Below are 16,639 nucleotides of genomic sequence, written 5' to 3' on the forward strand. Positions count from 1 at the left end.
TCACCGATCGCGGGGTTTTTTATTTTCTCCTCCCCTGCGTAGCGGGGGAGGTGGCGCGGCGAAGTCCGCGACGGAGGGGGCTGCTTCCTGGCTTCAAGAGGCCCCCTCCGTCTCGACGCGCTACGCTTGCCCGCCACCTCCCCCGCACGCTGCGCTACAGGGGAGGAGAAAGTCAGACCAACCCCGAACCCGTAATCCTCAGCACCGGCGTAAAGGTCGGCTTCGCGTCCGGCAGTTTCACGCTCAGTCCATCCATGCCGAGCTCGAATTTCAGGGGTTCGGCATAGCCCAGAAGTTCGACTTTTTCGATTGTCCCTTTTCGCTGCGGCGATCCCTCGGCCATCGAATAGACTTGGACGTACCCGTTCTCCGGCCAGTCCTGCACCAGCGCATACAAGGCGCCGGCCTTGGTGGTGAAGCGGATGTCCTCATGGCTGAACGGCTTGGCCTTGTGTTCATCCATGTCGCCGGCCGCCGGCGGCGCAAACGGGCCTTCGCCGAAGATATCCCACGGACGGGTGGCGAAGATCGCCTCGCCATTGACTGCCATCCACGCGGCCATGTCGGCCAGGATCGCCTCTTCCTTCTCGTCGATCGAGCCATTGCCGCGCACCGGGATGCTCAGCAGCATGTTGCCGTTCTTGGAAACCACATCGGCGAGGCGCTGGATAACCTCCTTCGCCGTCTTGTAGCCGTTGCGCTCATAGAGCGGCCGGTCATAGTGCCAGTTGCCGATGCAGGTGCAGGTCTGCCACGGGATTTCGCGCAGGCGGTCGGAGTAGCCGCGCTCGACATCCTCAGTAATGGCCTTGCGCTGCAGGTCGTTCAGGCGCTTGCCGGTGGCCACCACGTCCAGCTTGCCGTGCCACTTGTAGCTTGCATTGTAGTAATAGGCCGTGGCGTCAAGGCCGGTCTGTTCCAGCGGCAGGGTGGTGTTGTCGAAATAGACGAGATCGGGCTGGTACTTGTCGACCAGGTCCTGCTGGCGCAGTGCCCATTTCTTCACAAAGTACGGATCACCCGGCGGCACGGTTTCCAGCCACTGGCCGGAATGGCTGTCGTGATAATCCTGCATGGCTTTGATGGTAGTAATGCCATCTGGCGGCACCATATCGCCTTCAGGCCCGACATAGAGTTCATGCGGGTCATAGCCCTCCCACCACTTGCCCTTGCCGTCTTCCTTCTTCACGCGGAAGGCGTCATAGCGCAGGCCACGCGCCGGCCCTTCGGCATCGTAGCCAAAGGCGGTCGCCCACCAGTGCCAGGCATGGGCGCCGTGGTTGGAGACGCCGAAGCGCAAGCCTTGCGCCCGCGCCGCCTTGGCCCAGGTGCCGACGACATCGCGCTTGGGGCCCAGCTTCGTGGCGTTCCAGCTCTGATATTTGGAATCGAACATGTCGAAATTGTCGTGGTGATTGGCCAGCGAGACGAAATATTTCGCGCCGGCCGCCTTATAGAGCCCGATCAGGCGATCCGGATCCCACTGGTCGACCTTCCACTGGCCGATGAACTCCATGAAACCGAACTGCGCCGGATGGCCATAGGTCTTGATGTGATGGTCGTAATAGGGATTGCCCTGCTGGTACATCTGGCGGCCGTACCAGTCACCCCATTCGGGCACGCACTGCGGGCCCCAGTGCGCCCAGATGCCGAGCTTGGCATCGCGGAACCATTCCGGCGTCTGGTAGCTTTCGGCCAGTGATTCCCATGAGCCCTTGAAAGGCGCCTTGGGCGCAGCCTCAGCGGCGGCGGGGGCGACAAGGGCGGCACCGGTCGCGGTGGCCAGTAGGTGTCGGCGGTTCAGTTTCATTGGCTGACTTTCAGTTCGAACGGCACGACGGGCTGGTCATCGCCGCTGTAGAGATTGGTGAAGGGCGCATCCGACCAGGCGTAGCGTACCTTAATGGTGTCCGGCGTATTGGCACCTTTCAGCACGACGCGGCTGCCATCGGCCACGGCGGTTACATAGCGACAGGCATCCTTCGCGTCGCAGGTCTCGAAACCAATGGCGGTGTCGGAACTATAGGTTTTCAGGCCGCTGTCGGCGTAGCGGAAATTGACCGTCAGGTCGGCGCCGGCGCGTGTCACCGAGGTCGCTTCCGGCCCGGTCGGGGCAACCGCCTGTCCGAAGACCAGGTTATCGACCGCGCGGGCGGCGCGCAGGCCGATGATATTCTTCTGCGTCGGGTGGATATCGCTGCGGTCGCCGAAATCATAGCTGACGATCAGGGCGGCGTGCGGATCGGCATCCACGCTCAGCCGCTGGGCCTCGCGCAGTTCCGCCCAGTGCGAGACGCCGGGGGCAGTCGAGACCGAGCCATAGCTCGAAAGCTGCACGATCAGCATGGGCAGGTCGGGCGCCGAGAAGCTCTTGCGCCAGTCGGCCATCAGCATCGGCAGCAAGGTGCGGTATTCCGTGGCGGCATCGGCATTCGATTCGCCCTGATACCAGGCCGCGGCCTTCACTGAATAAGGCGCCAGCGGGGCGACCATGCCGTTATAAAGGGTGTTGAGGCTGGTCGGCACATCCCAGGGGGCTGCGGGAATGCTCAGCCCTTTTGCCGCCATGCCGGTCTTGTAGGTCCAGTCGGTGGAGAGCGGAATAGCCTGGCCATCGCTGGTCTTGACGAAGCGCATGTCGGGCGTGCCGGTCAGGCCGTTACTGCCCAGCACGCGCAGGACGATGACATTTTCGCCGGCCTTGAAGACACCTGGTGCCACCTTGTAATCGCGCCACACCCAGTTGATGCCGCCGCTGCCGACCCACTGGCCATTGACCCAGGTGGTGTCGAAGGTATCGATGGGGCCTAGCGTCAGTTCATTGGCTTTGGCGGCCTGATCGGCGGTCAGCGTCACGCGGCTGCGCAGCCAGACCACGCCATCGAAGCCTTTGAGATCGGCGGCATCGCTGTCCTTCCAGCCGCCGGTGGCCTTCAGGCGCGACCACGAAGAATCGTTGAAGGCCGGCGAAATCCAGGCGCGCTGGGCCTTGGCGGATTTGTCATGCGCGTCCCACCAGGCTTCCTGTGCCTTGGCGTGGGCGGCCTGCGCCTTTTCGGGGTTTTCGCCATACTGCGCTACGGCATCGACGCCAGCGGTATAGGCGGGAAGGGTGCGCAGGGCGGCGGGGCTGATCCAGCTCTGGATCGTGGTGCCGCCCCAGTCCGTGCCGATAAAGCCCACCGGCACCTTGTGTTCCTTTTGCAGGGCCTTGCTCATATAGTAGCAGACGGCCGAAGCCTCGCCTGTGGTGTCCGGCCCGGTTACTTTCCAGGCGGGCGCGGTTTTCAGGTCATCGCGCGGACTGGCGGCGCTGTCCTTCTCGATATTGACAAAGCGCAGATTGGGATTGGCCGAGGCGCCGATCTCGCCCCAGGCACCGGTCGAAAGCCTGGCAGGAAACTCCATGTTGGACTGGCCTGAACAGAGATAGACGTCGCCGATCAGGATATCGCTCAGCGTTGTCGTTGACTGGCCGTCGGAAACGGTGAGGGTATAGGGACCACCGGCGGTGAGCGCGGGCAGGACGGTCTTCCACTTACCATCAGAGCCGGCAGTGGCGGTGGCGGTCTGGCCGTTGACACTGACGGTAAGCGCGGCATTGGGCGCGGCGGTGCCCCAGATATTGACCGCCTGATCGCGCTGGATCACGGCGTGGTCGCCAAAGATGCGGGCGAACTGCGGCGCGGTTTGCGCCTGAGCCGCGAAAGGCAGAACGGTCAGCAGGCCCGTGGTTGCGACCAGGGTGATGATTCGGCGGATATCGGGCCTCATGGCGGGCTCCCCTCACTATATTATGATTGCGGCGCGCTCTTACCGGCGGCCAGTGTCATAGCGTCAAATTATGGGCCGGTTTTCAAGTATTTTCTGCGCGAATTTTTCGTTTGCCAAAATATTTTCATTCGTGAAATTTGATGAATTCGGTTGCCTCGGTGACCGGTTTTGCTCATTTATTTGCCAAGTAAGCGATTGCATCCTATAGATTCGCAAATAACGGAATAGAACGGGGTACTGAGTTTGGCGCGCAAGGTCGGTCGGCGAGGGGGCAATATCGTCACCATTCATGATGTGGCGCGCCATGTCGGCGTCTCCCCAATGACGGTGTCACGGGTCATCAACGGCGAAAAAAACGTACGCGAGGAAACCCGCGCCAAGGTAATGGCCTCGGTCGAGGCGTTGAACTATTCGCCTAACCTGGCCGCCCGTTCGCTGGCGACGCAGGATTCGGCGCGCATCGGCCTGCTCTACTCCAATCCGTCCGTCGCCTTCCTCAGCGAGTTCCTGCTCGGCATTTTGTCGGAAAGCTCGCAAAGCGGCGCGCAGTTGCTCATTGAGTCCTGCGAAGGCCCTGAAGGCGCCACCGCCGCCCTGGAAAAGATGAAAGCCGCCGGCTGCGATGGCGTCATTCTGTCGCCGCCGCTCAGCGATTCGACGCGGGTCGCCAAGATATTGCAGGACATGAAGATGCCCTTCGTCGGCGTCGCCATGGCCCGGCCCGACCCGAACGTTTCCTGCGTCACGATCGATGACTTCAAGGCCGCCGCCGCCATGACGCGCCGCCTGATCGAACTGGGTCACCGCGATATCGGCTTCATCAAGGGGCACCCGAATGCCTATGCCAGCCAGATCCGCTATGACGGCTTCGCCGCCGCCATGGAAAAGGCCGGCCTGAAGATCGATCCCGGCCATGTGGCGCAGGGCTATTTCACCTATCGGTCTGGGTTCGATGCCGCCGAGCGGATGCTGAGCCAGAAGGTGCGGCCCACGGCCATCTTCGCCTCCAATGATGACATGGCCGCCGGCGCCGTGGCTTCCGCCCATCGCCTGGGCCTGGAAGTGCCGGAAAAGCTGACGGTGGTGGGGTTCGATGATACGGCCATGGCCTCCAGCGTCTGGCCGGAGCTGACGACCGTACGCCAGCCGATCTCCGACATGGCCGGGTTGTCGGTGCGCCTGCTGCTCGACCAGATCAAGGGGCACCGTTCGGGCCGTCCATTCGAGGCCGTGCGCGAGGTCCGGGACTTCTCGCTGATCGAGCGTCAGTCGTCCGCCGATATCGGAAGCGCTTCCAGTTAAGTTGCGCGGATAAAATTATATTTATGGGCAGGAAATAGTGTATTTCTGCTTGACATAAGGGGCTGTCTGCCAGATTGGTAGCGCTAACAAACAGGCTGTGACCTGCGAAGGTTTAATGACGGCTGTAAACGGGTAGAGAAGATGCGGATGAGGTCATCCGCCCAAGCATTGAAGGATTTAGTGAGATAATGCCTGATTTTCTGCCTGTGGACTGGCGTGAAGCCACCCTCATCGGCCGCATCGAGACCGCCGATGGCCCGACGCCGATCATGATCAAGAATGGCGAAGTGTTCGACATGTCGCCGATCGCGCCGACCGTTTCGCAATTGCTGAAGGTCTGGCCGGAGACCGGTGTCCCCGAAGGCGGCCTGCCGTTCGGCGGTTTCGAGGATTTCGAATTTTCCAAAACCTGGACGAAGGACGGCTCGCCCGCCCATCGCACCGGCAACCAGCTTCTCTCCCCGATCGACCTGCAATGCGTCAAGGCCGCCGGCGTGACCTTCGCCGTCTCGGCCGTCGAGCGCGTCATCGAAGAGCGCGCCCGGGGTGATGCCGACAAGGCCCAGGCCATCCGTAACGACTTGGCCGAACGCGTCGGCGGCGATATCCGTTCGGTCAAGCCGGGCTCGGAAGCGTCGGCGCGCCTGAAAGCGGCTTTGATCGCCGACGGCCTGTGGTCGCAATATCTCGAAGTCGCTATCGGCCCGGACGCCGAGGTCTTCACTAAGTCGCCGGTACTGTCCAGCGTTGGCTGGGGTGACGAGGTCGGGGTGCGTTCGGATTCGACCTGGAACAATCCGGAGCCCGAAGTGGTCATGATCGTCACACCGGAAGGCCGCGCCGTCGGGGCGACCCTGGGCAATGACGTCAACCTGCGCTGCTTCGAGGGCCGCTCGGCCCTGCTGCTTGGCAAGGCCAAGGACAATAACGCCTCGTGCGCGCTTGGTCCTTTTATCCGCATGTTCGACGACAGCTTCACCATCGATGACGTGCGCTCGGCCGTGCTTGACCTCAAGATCGACGGGCCGGAAGGCTACGAACTGGTCGGCCGCTCGACCATGAGTGAGATCAGCCGCGATCCGCTGGACCTGATCGGTCAGGCGATGAGCGAGCACCATTATCCGGACGGCTTCGTCCTGATGCTTGGCACTCTGTTCGCGCCGACCCAGGACCGTGATACACCGGGCCGCGGCTTTACCCACAAGGTGGGCGATGTCGTCAAGGTGTCGTCGCCGAAGCTTGGCTGCCTGGAAAACCGCGTGACGACCTCGAAGGACGCGCGCCACTGGAATTTCGGCATTGCCGACCTGATGCAGAACCTGGCCGACCGCGGCCTGCTGAAGGCGCGCAAAAGCGAACAGACCCATAAGAAAACCGCTTAAAAAATACCTGAGAAGATACCTCCTGCAAAAGTGAGTACAGTCCCTATGACTACCCCCGCGCCGTCTGCCATCTATCCCAGTCTCAAGGGCCGCAAGGTGTTGATCACCGGCGGCGGCTCCGGCATCGGCGCGGGGCTGGTCACCGGCTTCGTCCGCCAGGGCGCGATTGTGCATTTCATAGACCTCGTCGATGATGTCAGCGCCACGCTCGATACCGGCGTGCTGGGCCAGAAGCCGGTCTTCCACAAATGCGACCTGACCGATACGCCTCTGCTGGAAAAGACCCTGGCCGCCATCCTGGCCGATGGCCCGGTCCACATCCTGCTCAATAATGCCGCGCGTGACGACCGTCATTCGCTGTCCGAAGTTACCTCGGAATTCTTCGACGCCAATATCGCCGTCAATCTCAAACACATGGCCATGTGTACCCGCGCCGTAGCGCCGGGCATGAAGGCGGCTGGCGGCGGCGCCATCCTCAATTTCGGTTCGATCTCGTGGCACCTCGGCCTGCCGGATCTGGTGCTGTACGAAACCGCCAAGGCGGCGATCGAGGGCTTCACCCGCGCCCTGGCCCGCGAATTGGGCCCGGACAATATCCGCGTAACCACCATCATTCCCGGCAATGTGAAAACCAAGCGTCAGGAAAAGTGGTACACGCCGGAGGGCGAGCGCCAGATCGTCGAGGCGCAGTGCCTGCCCGGCCGTATTGTGCCGGAAAACGTGGCGGCCCTGGCCATGTTCCTGGCCTCGGACGACGCCGCGCTCTGCACTGGCCACGGCTACTGGATCGACGCCGGCTGGCGGTAAACGCTTTAGATCCTCCCCTCCTGGAGGGGAGGTGTCGCGGCGATCGTCCGCGACGGAGGGGTAACTCCGAAAGGCTGATCATGACCGATCTTTCAGATTCTACGCTCTTTCGGCCCACCTGCGTCTGGGATTTGAAAGCCACCCTTGGTGAAGGTCCGGTCTGGTCGGCCAGGGACCACGCCGTCTGGTTCGTCGATATCAAGAAGCAGCACATTCACCGCTATGATGTGACCGGTGGCCACCAAACCTTCAATGCCCCCAGCCCCTGCGGCTTTATTGCCCCCAAAAAAAGCGGCGGTTTCATCGTCGGCTGCAAGACCGGCCTTTACGATTTCGATCCCATTTCCGGCAATTTCACCTTCCTGACCCATGTCGAGCCCGGCCTGCCTGGCAACCGCCTGAACGACGGCTATGTCGATGCCCAGGGACGCCTGTGGTTCGGCTCGATGGACGACGACGAAAATCACCCGACCGGCAAGCTCTATCGCTATGACGCGCGCGGCCTGAAAATGATGGACGACGATTACGTCATCACCAATGGTCCGGCGGTCTCGCCCGACGGCAAGACCCTCTATCACAACGATACCCTGAAAAAGATCATCTACGCTTTCGATCTGAGCGCTGACGGTCATCTGTCCAACAAACGGGTCTTCGCCCAACTCGATCAGGACACACGGGCCGATATCTCCAGCCCGGTCTGCTATGCCGGTGAGTTCGAGCGCCACAGCGAACACGGCGATGGCTATATGGACGGCCCGGTGGTCGACAGCGCCGGCAATGTGTGGAACGCGCTGTTCTTCGGCTGGGGCGTCAACTGTTATGCGCCCGATGGCCGCCTGATCCGCCGCGTCAGGTTCCCGGTTTCAAATGTCACCAAGATCGCCTTCGGTGGCCCCGACCTCAAGACCGTCTACGCCACCACGGCCGCCAAGGGGCTGAGTGCGGAAGACCTGCAAACGCAGCCGCTGGCCGGCGGATTATTCACTTTCCAGACCGATATCGCGGGCTTGCCCCAAAATGAAATTATGAACGAGATCAGCCATGTCTAAAAGAATCCCCGCCACGCCCAATGGCCGTTTCCGCTCGCAGGACTGGTTCGAAGCCCCCGGTCATATCGACCTGGCAGCGCTCTATCTTGAGCGTTTCATGAACTACGGCATCACGCCCGCCGAACTGCGCTCCGGTCGGCCGATTATCGGCTTCGCGCAATCCGGTTCGGATATTGCGCCGTGCAACCGCATCCATCTCGAACTGGCCAAGCGCACCCGCGAGGGCATCCGCGATGCCGGCGGGATCTGCATGGAATTTCCGGTTCACCCGATCTTCGAAAACTGCCGCCGCCCGACTGCCGCCATCGACCGCAATCTGTCGATGATGACCCTGATCGAAATCTTGCACGCCTACCCGATCGATGCCGTGGTGCTGACCACCGGCTGCGACAAGACCACCCCGGCGGGCATCATGGGTGCCACCGCCATGGATATTCCCGCCATCGTCCTGTCGGGTGGACCGATGCTCGACGGTCACCATGAAGGCGAACTTGTCGGCTCCGGCACCATCATCTGGCGGTCGCGCGCCAAGCTGGCGGCTGGTCAGATCACCGAGGAAGAATTCATCGATCTCGCGGCGGCTTCCGCCCCTTCAGCCGGTCACTGCAACACCATGGGCACGGCCTCGACCATGAACGCGGTCGCCGAGGTCATGGGGCTGTCCCTGCCCGGTTGCTCGGCCATTCCGGCGCCTTACCGTGAGCGCGGGCAGATGGCCTATGAAACCGGCCGTCGCATCGTCGAAATGGCCTATGAAGACCTGAAGCCGTCGAAAATCCTGAGCCGGGCTTCGTTTACCAATGCCATAGTTGCGGTGGCGGCCATGGGCGGCTCGACGAATGCCCAGCCGCATATCATCGCCATGGCGCGCCATGCCGGCTTTGAACTGACAGATGCCGACTGGATGCAGGCGCACGATATTCCGCTGATCCTCAACATGCAGCCTTCGGGCAAATATCTTGGCGAGCGTTTCCACCGTGCCGGCGGCGTGCCCGCCATCCTGGCCGAACTGCTTGACGCCAGATTGATTGATGGCTCTGCCGCCACTATCACCGGCAAGACGATCGCCGAGAACAATGCCGGCAAAAACAGCAAGGATCGTGAGATGATCAAAACGGTCGCCGATCCGATCCTGGAACGCGCCGGATTCATGGTACTGAAGGGTAATCTGTTCGACTGCGCCATCATGAAGACCTCGGTCATCTCGAAGGAATTCCGCGACCGTTACCTGAGCGAACCGGGCAACGAAAATGTCTTTGAATGCAAGGCGGTCGTCTTCGATGGCTCGACCGATTATCATAACCGCCTCAATGATCCGGCGCTCGGTATCGATGAGCGTACTATCCTGGTGATCCGCGGTTCCGGTGTGGTCGGCTGGCCGGGTTCTGCCGAGGTGGTCAATATGCAGCCGCCCGACGCTCTGCTGAAACGCGGCATCACGTCGCTGCCGACCCTGGGCGATGGCCGTCAGTCGGGCACCTCGGATAGCCCGTCCATCCTCAACGCCTCGCCGGAATCGGCGGTCGGCGGCGGCCTGGCATGGCTCCGTACCGGCGATATCATCCGCATCGACCTTAACAAGGGCACCTGCGACATGCTGGTCGAGCCCGATGTTATCGAAACACGCAAAAAGGACGGCTTGCCGCCGGTCCCGGAAAGCCAGACGCCCTGGCAGGAAATCTACCGCGCCACGGTATCGCAACTGCACACCGGCGGTGTGATGGAACCGGCATTGAAATATGCGAAGATCGCCGAGAAAATGCCCCGGCATAATCACTGATAAATCAGATGTATGGTGGTCAAATGTTGGTGACAGGATCAGTGATTACGCCAGAAGGTAAAATGCCATAACCATTAAACAGACTGAAGGGATGGTGCGGTGCGTCATCCCTTCAGTATTGTTAGCGTTAACAATTTTCGCGTGTAACCAGGCGAGTTTTCGCCTAAGTTATTAGATTATATCGCTCTTTTCGGTCGATATGCTTGCGCAAAAGCCAAGAGCGAATTAAGCTTTCATTAAGCGTGCCTATAACGCCGGACACAGGGAAAGATCCGGCGAGGGCGCGTCAGGTTAGGGAAGGCGGACATGTCGTCCGCTCACAAGGGAGTTTTAGGGGTATGTCCTCAACAACCAAGTCCGTGAATATGGGACTGGTCATGGGTCTCGCCATCGGCGCGGCCCTGGGCGGTCTTTTGTTCGGTTACGATACCGCCGTTATTTCCGGCGCCGTCGAAGCCATTGATCACAATTTCGTCCAGCCGCGCACCGAACTGAGTGAACTGGCCCGCAACGCCATGACCGGCAATGCCGTCGGCATCGCCCTGTGGGGCTGCTTCCTGGGCTCGCTGATCGCCGGGCCTCTGGCCACCGCCATCGGCCGCCGCACGGGCATGATGATCGCCGCCGTGTTGTTCTTCATCTCGTCGATCATGGCCGGCTATCCGGAACTGGGCCTGGGCCCGATCGGCGGCATGGGGCCTGACGCGCTCACCCCCTTCATGGTCTACCGCTTCCTCGGTGGCTGCGCCATCGGCATGGCCTCGCTGATCTCACCACTCTACATCGCCGAAATCGCTCCGGCCAAGCAGCGCGGCCTGCTGGTCACCTTCCAGCAGATCGCCATCGTCGGCGGCATGTTGCTGGTCTATTTCGTCAACCTGAAGATCGGTGAAATGGGCGATGATGCCTGGGTTCTGGCCACCGGCTGGCGCCACATGCTGGCCTCCTGTGCCATCCCGGCCGCCCTGTTCTTCCTGGCTGCCTTCTTCATGCCGGATACACCGCGCTGGTACGTCATGAAGGGCCACGAAGAAAAGGCGATGAAGCTGCTGACCTCGCTAGATGGTCCGGAAGTTGCCCAGAATACAATGAGCGAAATCAAGGACAGCCTCAAGGAGCATTCCGGCAAGCTGTTCTCCTTCGGCGCCGGCGTCATCGTGGTGGGCGTCCTGCTCTCGGTCTTCCAGCAGTTCGTCGGCATCAATGCCGTGCTGTACTATGCCCCGCTGATGTTCAAGAACATGGGCTCCGGCACCGATACGGCCCTGCTGCAAACCGTCATCGTCGGTGCGGCCAATGTGCTGTTCACCCTGGTGGCCACAGTCACCGTCGATCGCTGGGGCCGCAAGCCGTTGCTGATTCTGGGCGCCCTGATGATGGCCGTTTCCATGGCTCTGCTCGGCTATTTCTTCCAGACCCATACCGAAGGCACGGCCCTGCTTTACGCCGCCATCTTCTATATCGCCGGTTTCGCCCTGTCGTGGGGACCGGTGGTCTGGGTGCTGCTGTCGGAAATGTTCCCGAACTCGATCAAGGGACCGGCCATGGCGGTTGCGGTCGCGGCGCAGTGGATCTCCAACTATATCGTCACCGCCTCCTTCAAGGTGGTCGATGGCGATACGGCGATTAATGCGGTCTTCAATCACGGCCTGAACTATTACGTCTACGCCGCCTGCTCGGTCCTGGCCGCGCTGTTCGTGTGGAAGTTCGTGCCGGAAACCAAGGGCAAGACGCTGGAGGCCATTGAAAGCCTCTGGAAGAAGTCATAAACTTTGGTATACGATTGGTGGGGCGAGGTCTTACAGGGCTCGCCCCATTTCATTTTAAGCGACGAAAGATAAAAAATGCTGCGCTTAAGCTCCGGCGATACCCTTCTCGACATAAACCCCGACGTGGCTGGTAGCATTTCGCGCCTGGTCCGTAATGGCGTCGATGTCATGCGGCCAACGCCGGAAGGGGCCACAGACGCCCTGCAAACTGCCTGCTTTCCGCTGGTGCCCTTCTGCAACCGCATTCGCAACGGCAAGTTCGTTTTCGAGGGCCACAAGGTTCAGCTATCCCCTAATCTAGGGGACGGTCACCCGCATCCCCTGCACGGCCAGGGGTGGCGCCAGCCGTGGCGGGTGATCGAGGCGACCGCATCGCGCGCCGTTCTGGGCTATCACCATTTCGCCGATGAGTGGCCGTGGGAATATGAAGCAACCCTGATCTACGAACTGCGCGCCGATGGCCTGCGCGCCTTCCTCAATGTCAAGAACCTCTCCAGGGCCACCATGCCGGTTGGCCTCGGTTTCCACCCCTATTTCAACCGAAAGCCGGACTCGCGCCTGAAGGCGGCGGTGGATGGCGTGTGGATTTCCGACGAGGAAACCCTGCCGCGCAACTGGCACGCCGGCGTGCTGAAAAAAGACTGGACGCATGGCGATACGCTGGCGCACGAGATAACCATCGACAATGCCTATACCGGCTTCAAGGGCCGTGCCGAAATCCACGAGGGTAACCGCCTGACGCACACGATGCGCGCCTCACCGGACTGCCACTGGCTGCATGTCTTCGTACCGGTGGAGGGTGATTATTTCTGCATCGAACCGGTCAATCACATGCCCGATCCGTTCAACCAGCCGAATTCGGGCCTGAAGTGCCTGAAGCACGATGAAACGGCGATGGTGTGGATGGATATCACCTTCGCTTAAGGCTTTACCACCGGATAACTGATGATCAGGGTCAGGGGGGCGTCGCCTGTCTGGGTGATGCCGACATTGGCGCCGGAGTAGAGATAAGCCATCATGCCGGCGGTCAGGCGTTGGGTCTGGCCGTCCGAAGTGACTTCGCCTTCACCGGATAGCACGTAATAGACCTCATCGTGATTGATGACATGGAGGCCAATGGCGGCACCTTTATGCAGGCTGCGTTTGCGGAACTCCATGGTGCGCCCGGCAACGGTTTCGGTCAGGGGCGAAACCGTGCTCATGCCGATATGGCCATGTGGTGGGGGCTCGTCACGTTTGACCCTGGCTTCATCGATCACGACCATGGCAGAGGCCACGGTGGCGCTCAGGAAAAGGCTGGCTAAAACGGACATGCTGACATCTCCTCGCGGGGCTTGCCCCTAGAGCACTTTCCGAAAAGTGTGACGCACTTTTCGGATTAAAAAGTGCGTCAAAGCAAAAAATTAGAGCGTCGATCCGATTCAATCGGATCGTAAAACGCTCTAGTTGATCCAGCCGCCATCGATAATATGGATCTGGCCGGTGGTGAAGCTTGATTCATCCGAGGCCAGGTAAAGCGCCAGATTGGCCAGTTCGCTGGTGCGGCCGAGGCGCCCCATCGCCTGGCGGGCATTGAATTCGGCATAGGCCTTGTCGAAATCACCGGTATCGCGCAGGCGTTGCAGCAGGGACGGCGTCTCCACCGTGCCGGGGCAGATGGCGTTGCAGCGGATGCCGCGCGTGACAAAATCGGCCGCCACCGACTTGGTCAGGCCGATCACGCCGGCCTTGGTGGCGCCGTAGGCGAAGCGGTTGGGCACGCCCTTGATCGAGGAGGCGACCGACGACATGTTGATGATTGAACCGCCGCCCACCTTCAGCATGTTCGGCAGGATGGCGCGGATCATGCGGTATTGCGCCGTTACGTTGAGATTAAGCGCGAACTGCCATTGATCCTCGTCGCACTCCAGAATGGTGCCGGCATGGACGACGCCGGCGCAATTATAGAGCACGTTCACTTCGGGAAATTCGGCAGCGATGGCCTTGACCGCCTCGGCACTGGTAACATCGAGCGCGCGCGTCGTGGCGCCCTCAAGCCCGGTCAGGGCCTCGGCATTGATGTCGGTGGCAACAACTGTGGCGCCTTCCTTCAGGAAGAGTTCGGCCGTGGCGCGACCAATGCCCTGTCCGGCGGCGGTGATCAAAGCGGTCTTGCCGGTTAAACGTCCCATGTCTGGTGCCTCATATTCAAAAGGAAACGGTTCAAAAAACTATCTGGCCGTCCGTAAGGGCAAACACGCCGGACCAATGGGATCGAACGCCTTGTAGGTCAGGATAAATTCCTGGTGGCCCATCTGTTCGCTCAGGGATTGCTCGCCGGCGGCGACACGCAGCACCCGGTCGGTGATCTCGGCACCGACCTCATCGAGCGTGGCGCGGCCTTCCATGATGCGGCCGGCATCGATATCCATGTCGCCCGAAAGCTTGCGGTAGGTTTCCGGATTGGCGCAGACCTTGATGACCGGTGAAATGGCCGAGCCGACCACCGAGCCGCGGCCCGTGGTGAAGAGCGTCAGGTGTGCCCCGCAGGCGATCATTTCCACGATTTCGGCATTGTCGGAGATATTCGGGAAGCCAAAGCGCGGCTCGCCGTCGGGCACCACATCTAGCAAATAAAGCCCGCCGGAGGGCGGCACATCGCCCGGCTTGATGATGCCGCAGATCGGCGCCGAACCCGACTTGGAATAGGCGCCCATCGACTTCTCTTCCTGGGTCGTCAGGCCGCCTTCGGCATTGCCGGGCGCGAAGGAACCGAAGCCCATGACGGTGTAGTATTTTTCGGCCTTGAGTACCGAGGCCTCCAGTTCGGCGCCCAGTTCCGACGTGATGGCGCGGGAGGCCATGATTGTCTCGCAGCCGACTAGTTCGCCGGTTTCCTCGAAGATGCAGGCGGCGCCGGCGGCGCCCAGGGTATCGAAGGCCCGGCCAACCGCCGGATTGGCGGTGATGCCGGAGGTGCCGTCTGAGCCGCCGCAGATGGTGCCTATGACCAGTTCAGAGACGTTCATGTCGCCGCGCGGCGTCTGTTTGGCGATGGCCTGGATGCGGCGGACAGCCTCGACACCCTTGCGGATGGTTTCCAGCGTGCCGCCCTCGTTCTGGATGACATAGGTCTCAACCGGGCGGCCTGAGGCTTCGATGTGGCGCTTCAGGGCCTCACGGTTGAAGCTTTCGCAGCCGAGCGACACCAGAACCGCACCGCCGACATTGGGATGGGTGCACAGGGCTTCCATCATGTCATAGGCATAGTCGTTCGGATAGCAGCCGGGGAAGCCGATCAGATGGACTTCGCTGTCGTCGCACTTGCTGACAATCTGGCGCGCCACATGGTGGGCGCATTCGACGAGATAGACGACGCAGATGACATTGCGGATGCCCTTGCGGCCGTCGGGACGCAGCCAGGCCCGGAACGGTTTATCAGTGACCATGACCGGTGACCTCGCGCGTATGACTCTTGATATAATCGCTTTGCATATTGTGCATGTGGATGTGGGCGCCGCGCGCGGCATCGGTCTTCATCGAGCCGATGGGGGCGCCATACTTGATGATCTTTTCACCGGCCTTCAGATCGCGGCGGGCGATCTTGTGGCCGACCGTGATCTCATCGGGGAGAACGACAATGTCGCCATCGAGCGTGATCGACTGGCCACGGAAGGCGTGCTGGCGGCAGACCAGCACATTGTCGTCCGGATGGAGCAGGATGAAGGGGCCGGTATTCATGACAGCACTCGTGTTTTCGGTATGGGCGCGCGGTCGTGCAGCAGCCCCCCGGTTTTAAGATCGTCCCACAGGGCGGACGGAATATCCTGCGCCAACAGGGCCACGTTGGCGGCTACCTCGGCGGCGTCGGCCATGCCGGGAATGACGCAGGCCACAGCCGGATGGGCGAGCGGAAATTGCAGGGCGGCGGCGGCGAGCGGCACATCGTGCGCGGCGCAGGCTGCTTTCAGTTCCGTGACTCGGTCGCAGATTTCCGGCGGCACCCGACCATAATCATAATGATCGCCACCTATCAGTATGCCGGAATTGAACGGGCCGCCAACGATCACGGAGACGCCTTTCGCTTCGCACAGCGGCAGGAAGCTATCAAGCGCCCCCTGTTCCAGCAGGGTATAGCGGCCGGCCAGGAGCACGACATCCAGGTCGGCATGGGCCAATACCTCTTCGCACACCTGCCATTCATTGACGCCAAGACCGATTGCTCCCACCAGCCCCTGGGCCTTCAGATCCTGCATGGCGCGCAGGCCACCGTCCAGAAAGGCTTTCATATGGCCCGCGGCGTCGTTGCCATGCGTAACCGTGCCCAGATCATGGGCCAGCAGGATGTCTATCTTTTCAAGCCCCAGGCGTTTCAAACTGCTCTCGAAAGACCGCATGACGCCGTCATGGCTGTAATCGAAGACGGGCTCGAACGGGTCGCCATCGATGAAGCCGTGGCGTTCAGTCCCGGCCGGAGACGGCGCGATCGGTGTCAGGACACGGCCAACCTTGGTGGAAAGGGTGAGGGGAGGCCGGCCGGCAAGTGACTCTCCGAGGGCCTGGCCGACGCGGCGTTCCGAAAGCCCCTGGCCATAGTGCGGTGCGGTGTCGATATAGGCGATGCCGCTGTCGAGCGCGGCCCGAAGGCAGGCCTGCGCCGTATAGTCAGGAATGGCACGATAGAGATTGCCGAGCGCCGCGGCGCCGAAGCCAAGCGCCGTCACGTCGACGGAGGTCGAGCCCAGCCTGCGGCGGGGAAGGGGGTACGCGGTCGTCACTTTGCGGCGTCTGCTCTGG

14 protein-coding genes are annotated in these 16,639 nt (G+C 61.3%); 7 read left to right on the top strand and 7 right to left on the bottom strand.

Annotated elements, in window-relative coordinates:
- Window positions 1–172: 172 nt before the first annotated feature.
- Both ACTHND_RS04620 and ACTHND_RS04625 read right to left on the bottom strand, forming a co-directional pair.
- Window positions 173–1,810 (bottom strand): alpha-L-fucosidase, encoded by a 1,638-nt coding sequence (locus ACTHND_RS04620; protein WP_440176205.1) that lies wholly within the window; start codon window positions 1,808–1,810, stop codon window positions 173–175.
- Entirely contained in the window at window positions 1,807–3,774 is a 1,968-nt protein-coding gene (locus ACTHND_RS04625; protein ID WP_440176208.1) for a sialate O-acetylesterase, read from the bottom strand. The genes ACTHND_RS04620 and ACTHND_RS04625 overlap by 4 nt, the downstream gene beginning before the upstream one ends.
- A 243-nt stretch (window positions 3,775–4,017) precedes the next feature.
- Between ACTHND_RS04625 and ACTHND_RS04630 the strand changes: the two genes are divergently transcribed.
- From ACTHND_RS04630 to ACTHND_RS04660, 7 genes are all read left to right on the top strand, one after another.
- Window positions 4,018–5,076 (top strand): LacI family DNA-binding transcriptional regulator, encoded by a 1,059-nt coding sequence (locus ACTHND_RS04630; RefSeq protein WP_440176210.1) that lies wholly within the window; start codon window positions 4,018–4,020, stop codon window positions 5,074–5,076.
- Window positions 5,077–5,264: 188 nt separating this feature from the next.
- On the top strand, window positions 5,265–6,458 hold the full coding sequence (locus ACTHND_RS04635) for a fumarylacetoacetate hydrolase family protein (RefSeq protein ID WP_440176212.1): 1,194 nt from the start codon (window positions 5,265–5,267) through the stop codon (window positions 6,456–6,458).
- Window positions 6,459–6,503: 45 nt separating this feature from the next.
- Window positions 6,504–7,265: an SDR family NAD(P)-dependent oxidoreductase gene (locus tag ACTHND_RS04640; protein ID WP_303829701.1), complete on the top strand. Its 762-nt coding sequence runs from the start codon at window positions 6,504–6,506 to the stop codon at window positions 7,263–7,265.
- A gap of 80 nt (window positions 7,266–7,345) precedes the next feature.
- Complete coding sequence (locus ACTHND_RS04645; protein ID WP_440176214.1) at window positions 7,346–8,314, top strand: SMP-30/gluconolactonase/LRE family protein; 969 nt, start codon at window positions 7,346–7,348, stop codon at window positions 8,312–8,314.
- Entirely contained in the window at window positions 8,307–10,094 is a 1,788-nt protein-coding gene (locus tag ACTHND_RS04650) for an IlvD/Edd family dehydratase (protein ID WP_440176216.1), read from the top strand. The genes ACTHND_RS04645 and ACTHND_RS04650 overlap by 8 nt, the downstream gene beginning before the upstream one ends.
- Window positions 10,095–10,432: 338 nt before the next feature.
- Window positions 10,433–11,863 (top strand): sugar porter family MFS transporter, encoded by a 1,431-nt coding sequence (locus tag ACTHND_RS04655; protein ID WP_440176218.1) that lies wholly within the window; start codon window positions 10,433–10,435, stop codon window positions 11,861–11,863.
- Window positions 11,864–11,938: 75 nt separating this feature from the next.
- Window positions 11,939–12,787, top strand: coding sequence for an aldose 1-epimerase (locus tag ACTHND_RS04660; RefSeq protein WP_440176220.1), 849 nt, complete (start codon window positions 11,939–11,941; stop codon window positions 12,785–12,787).
- Here ACTHND_RS04660 and ACTHND_RS04665 read toward each other — a convergent pair.
- The 5 genes from ACTHND_RS04665 to ACTHND_RS04685 form a co-directional block, all read right to left on the bottom strand.
- Window positions 12,784–13,176 carry a cupin domain-containing protein gene (locus ACTHND_RS04665; RefSeq protein ID WP_440176222.1) on the bottom strand — a complete coding sequence of 131 codons (393 nt, stop codon included), beginning with the start codon at window positions 13,174–13,176 and terminating at the stop codon, window positions 12,784–12,786. The two genes, ACTHND_RS04660 and ACTHND_RS04665, sit on opposite strands and share 4 nt — an antisense overlap.
- A 129-nt stretch (window positions 13,177–13,305) precedes the next feature.
- Window positions 13,306–14,034 carry an SDR family oxidoreductase gene (locus tag ACTHND_RS04670; protein ID WP_440176224.1) on the bottom strand — a complete coding sequence of 243 codons (729 nt, stop codon included), beginning with the start codon at window positions 14,032–14,034 and terminating at the stop codon, window positions 13,306–13,308.
- Between the two features lie 39 nt (window positions 14,035–14,073).
- A complete protein-coding gene (locus ACTHND_RS04675; protein ID WP_440176226.1) occupies window positions 14,074–15,291 on the bottom strand; it encodes a UxaA family hydrolase in 1,218 nt (405 codons plus the stop codon).
- Window positions 15,281–15,583, bottom strand: coding sequence for a UxaA family hydrolase (locus ACTHND_RS04680; protein ID WP_090650279.1), 303 nt, complete (start codon window positions 15,581–15,583; stop codon window positions 15,281–15,283). Before ACTHND_RS04680 ends, ACTHND_RS04675 begins: the two co-directional genes overlap by 11 nt.
- The gene (locus tag ACTHND_RS04685) at window positions 15,580–16,620 is read right to left on the bottom strand and encodes an aldo/keto reductase (protein ID WP_440176229.1); all 1,041 of its coding nucleotides are present in this window, start codon (window positions 16,618–16,620) and stop codon (window positions 15,580–15,582) included. Before ACTHND_RS04685 ends, ACTHND_RS04680 begins: the two co-directional genes overlap by 4 nt.
- Between the last annotated feature and the right edge of the window lie 19 nt (window positions 16,621–16,639).

Origin of the sequence: Asticcacaulis sp., from assembly GCF_051954415.1 — a bacterium.
GTDB lineage: Bacteria > Pseudomonadota > Alphaproteobacteria > Caulobacterales > Caulobacteraceae > Asticcacaulis.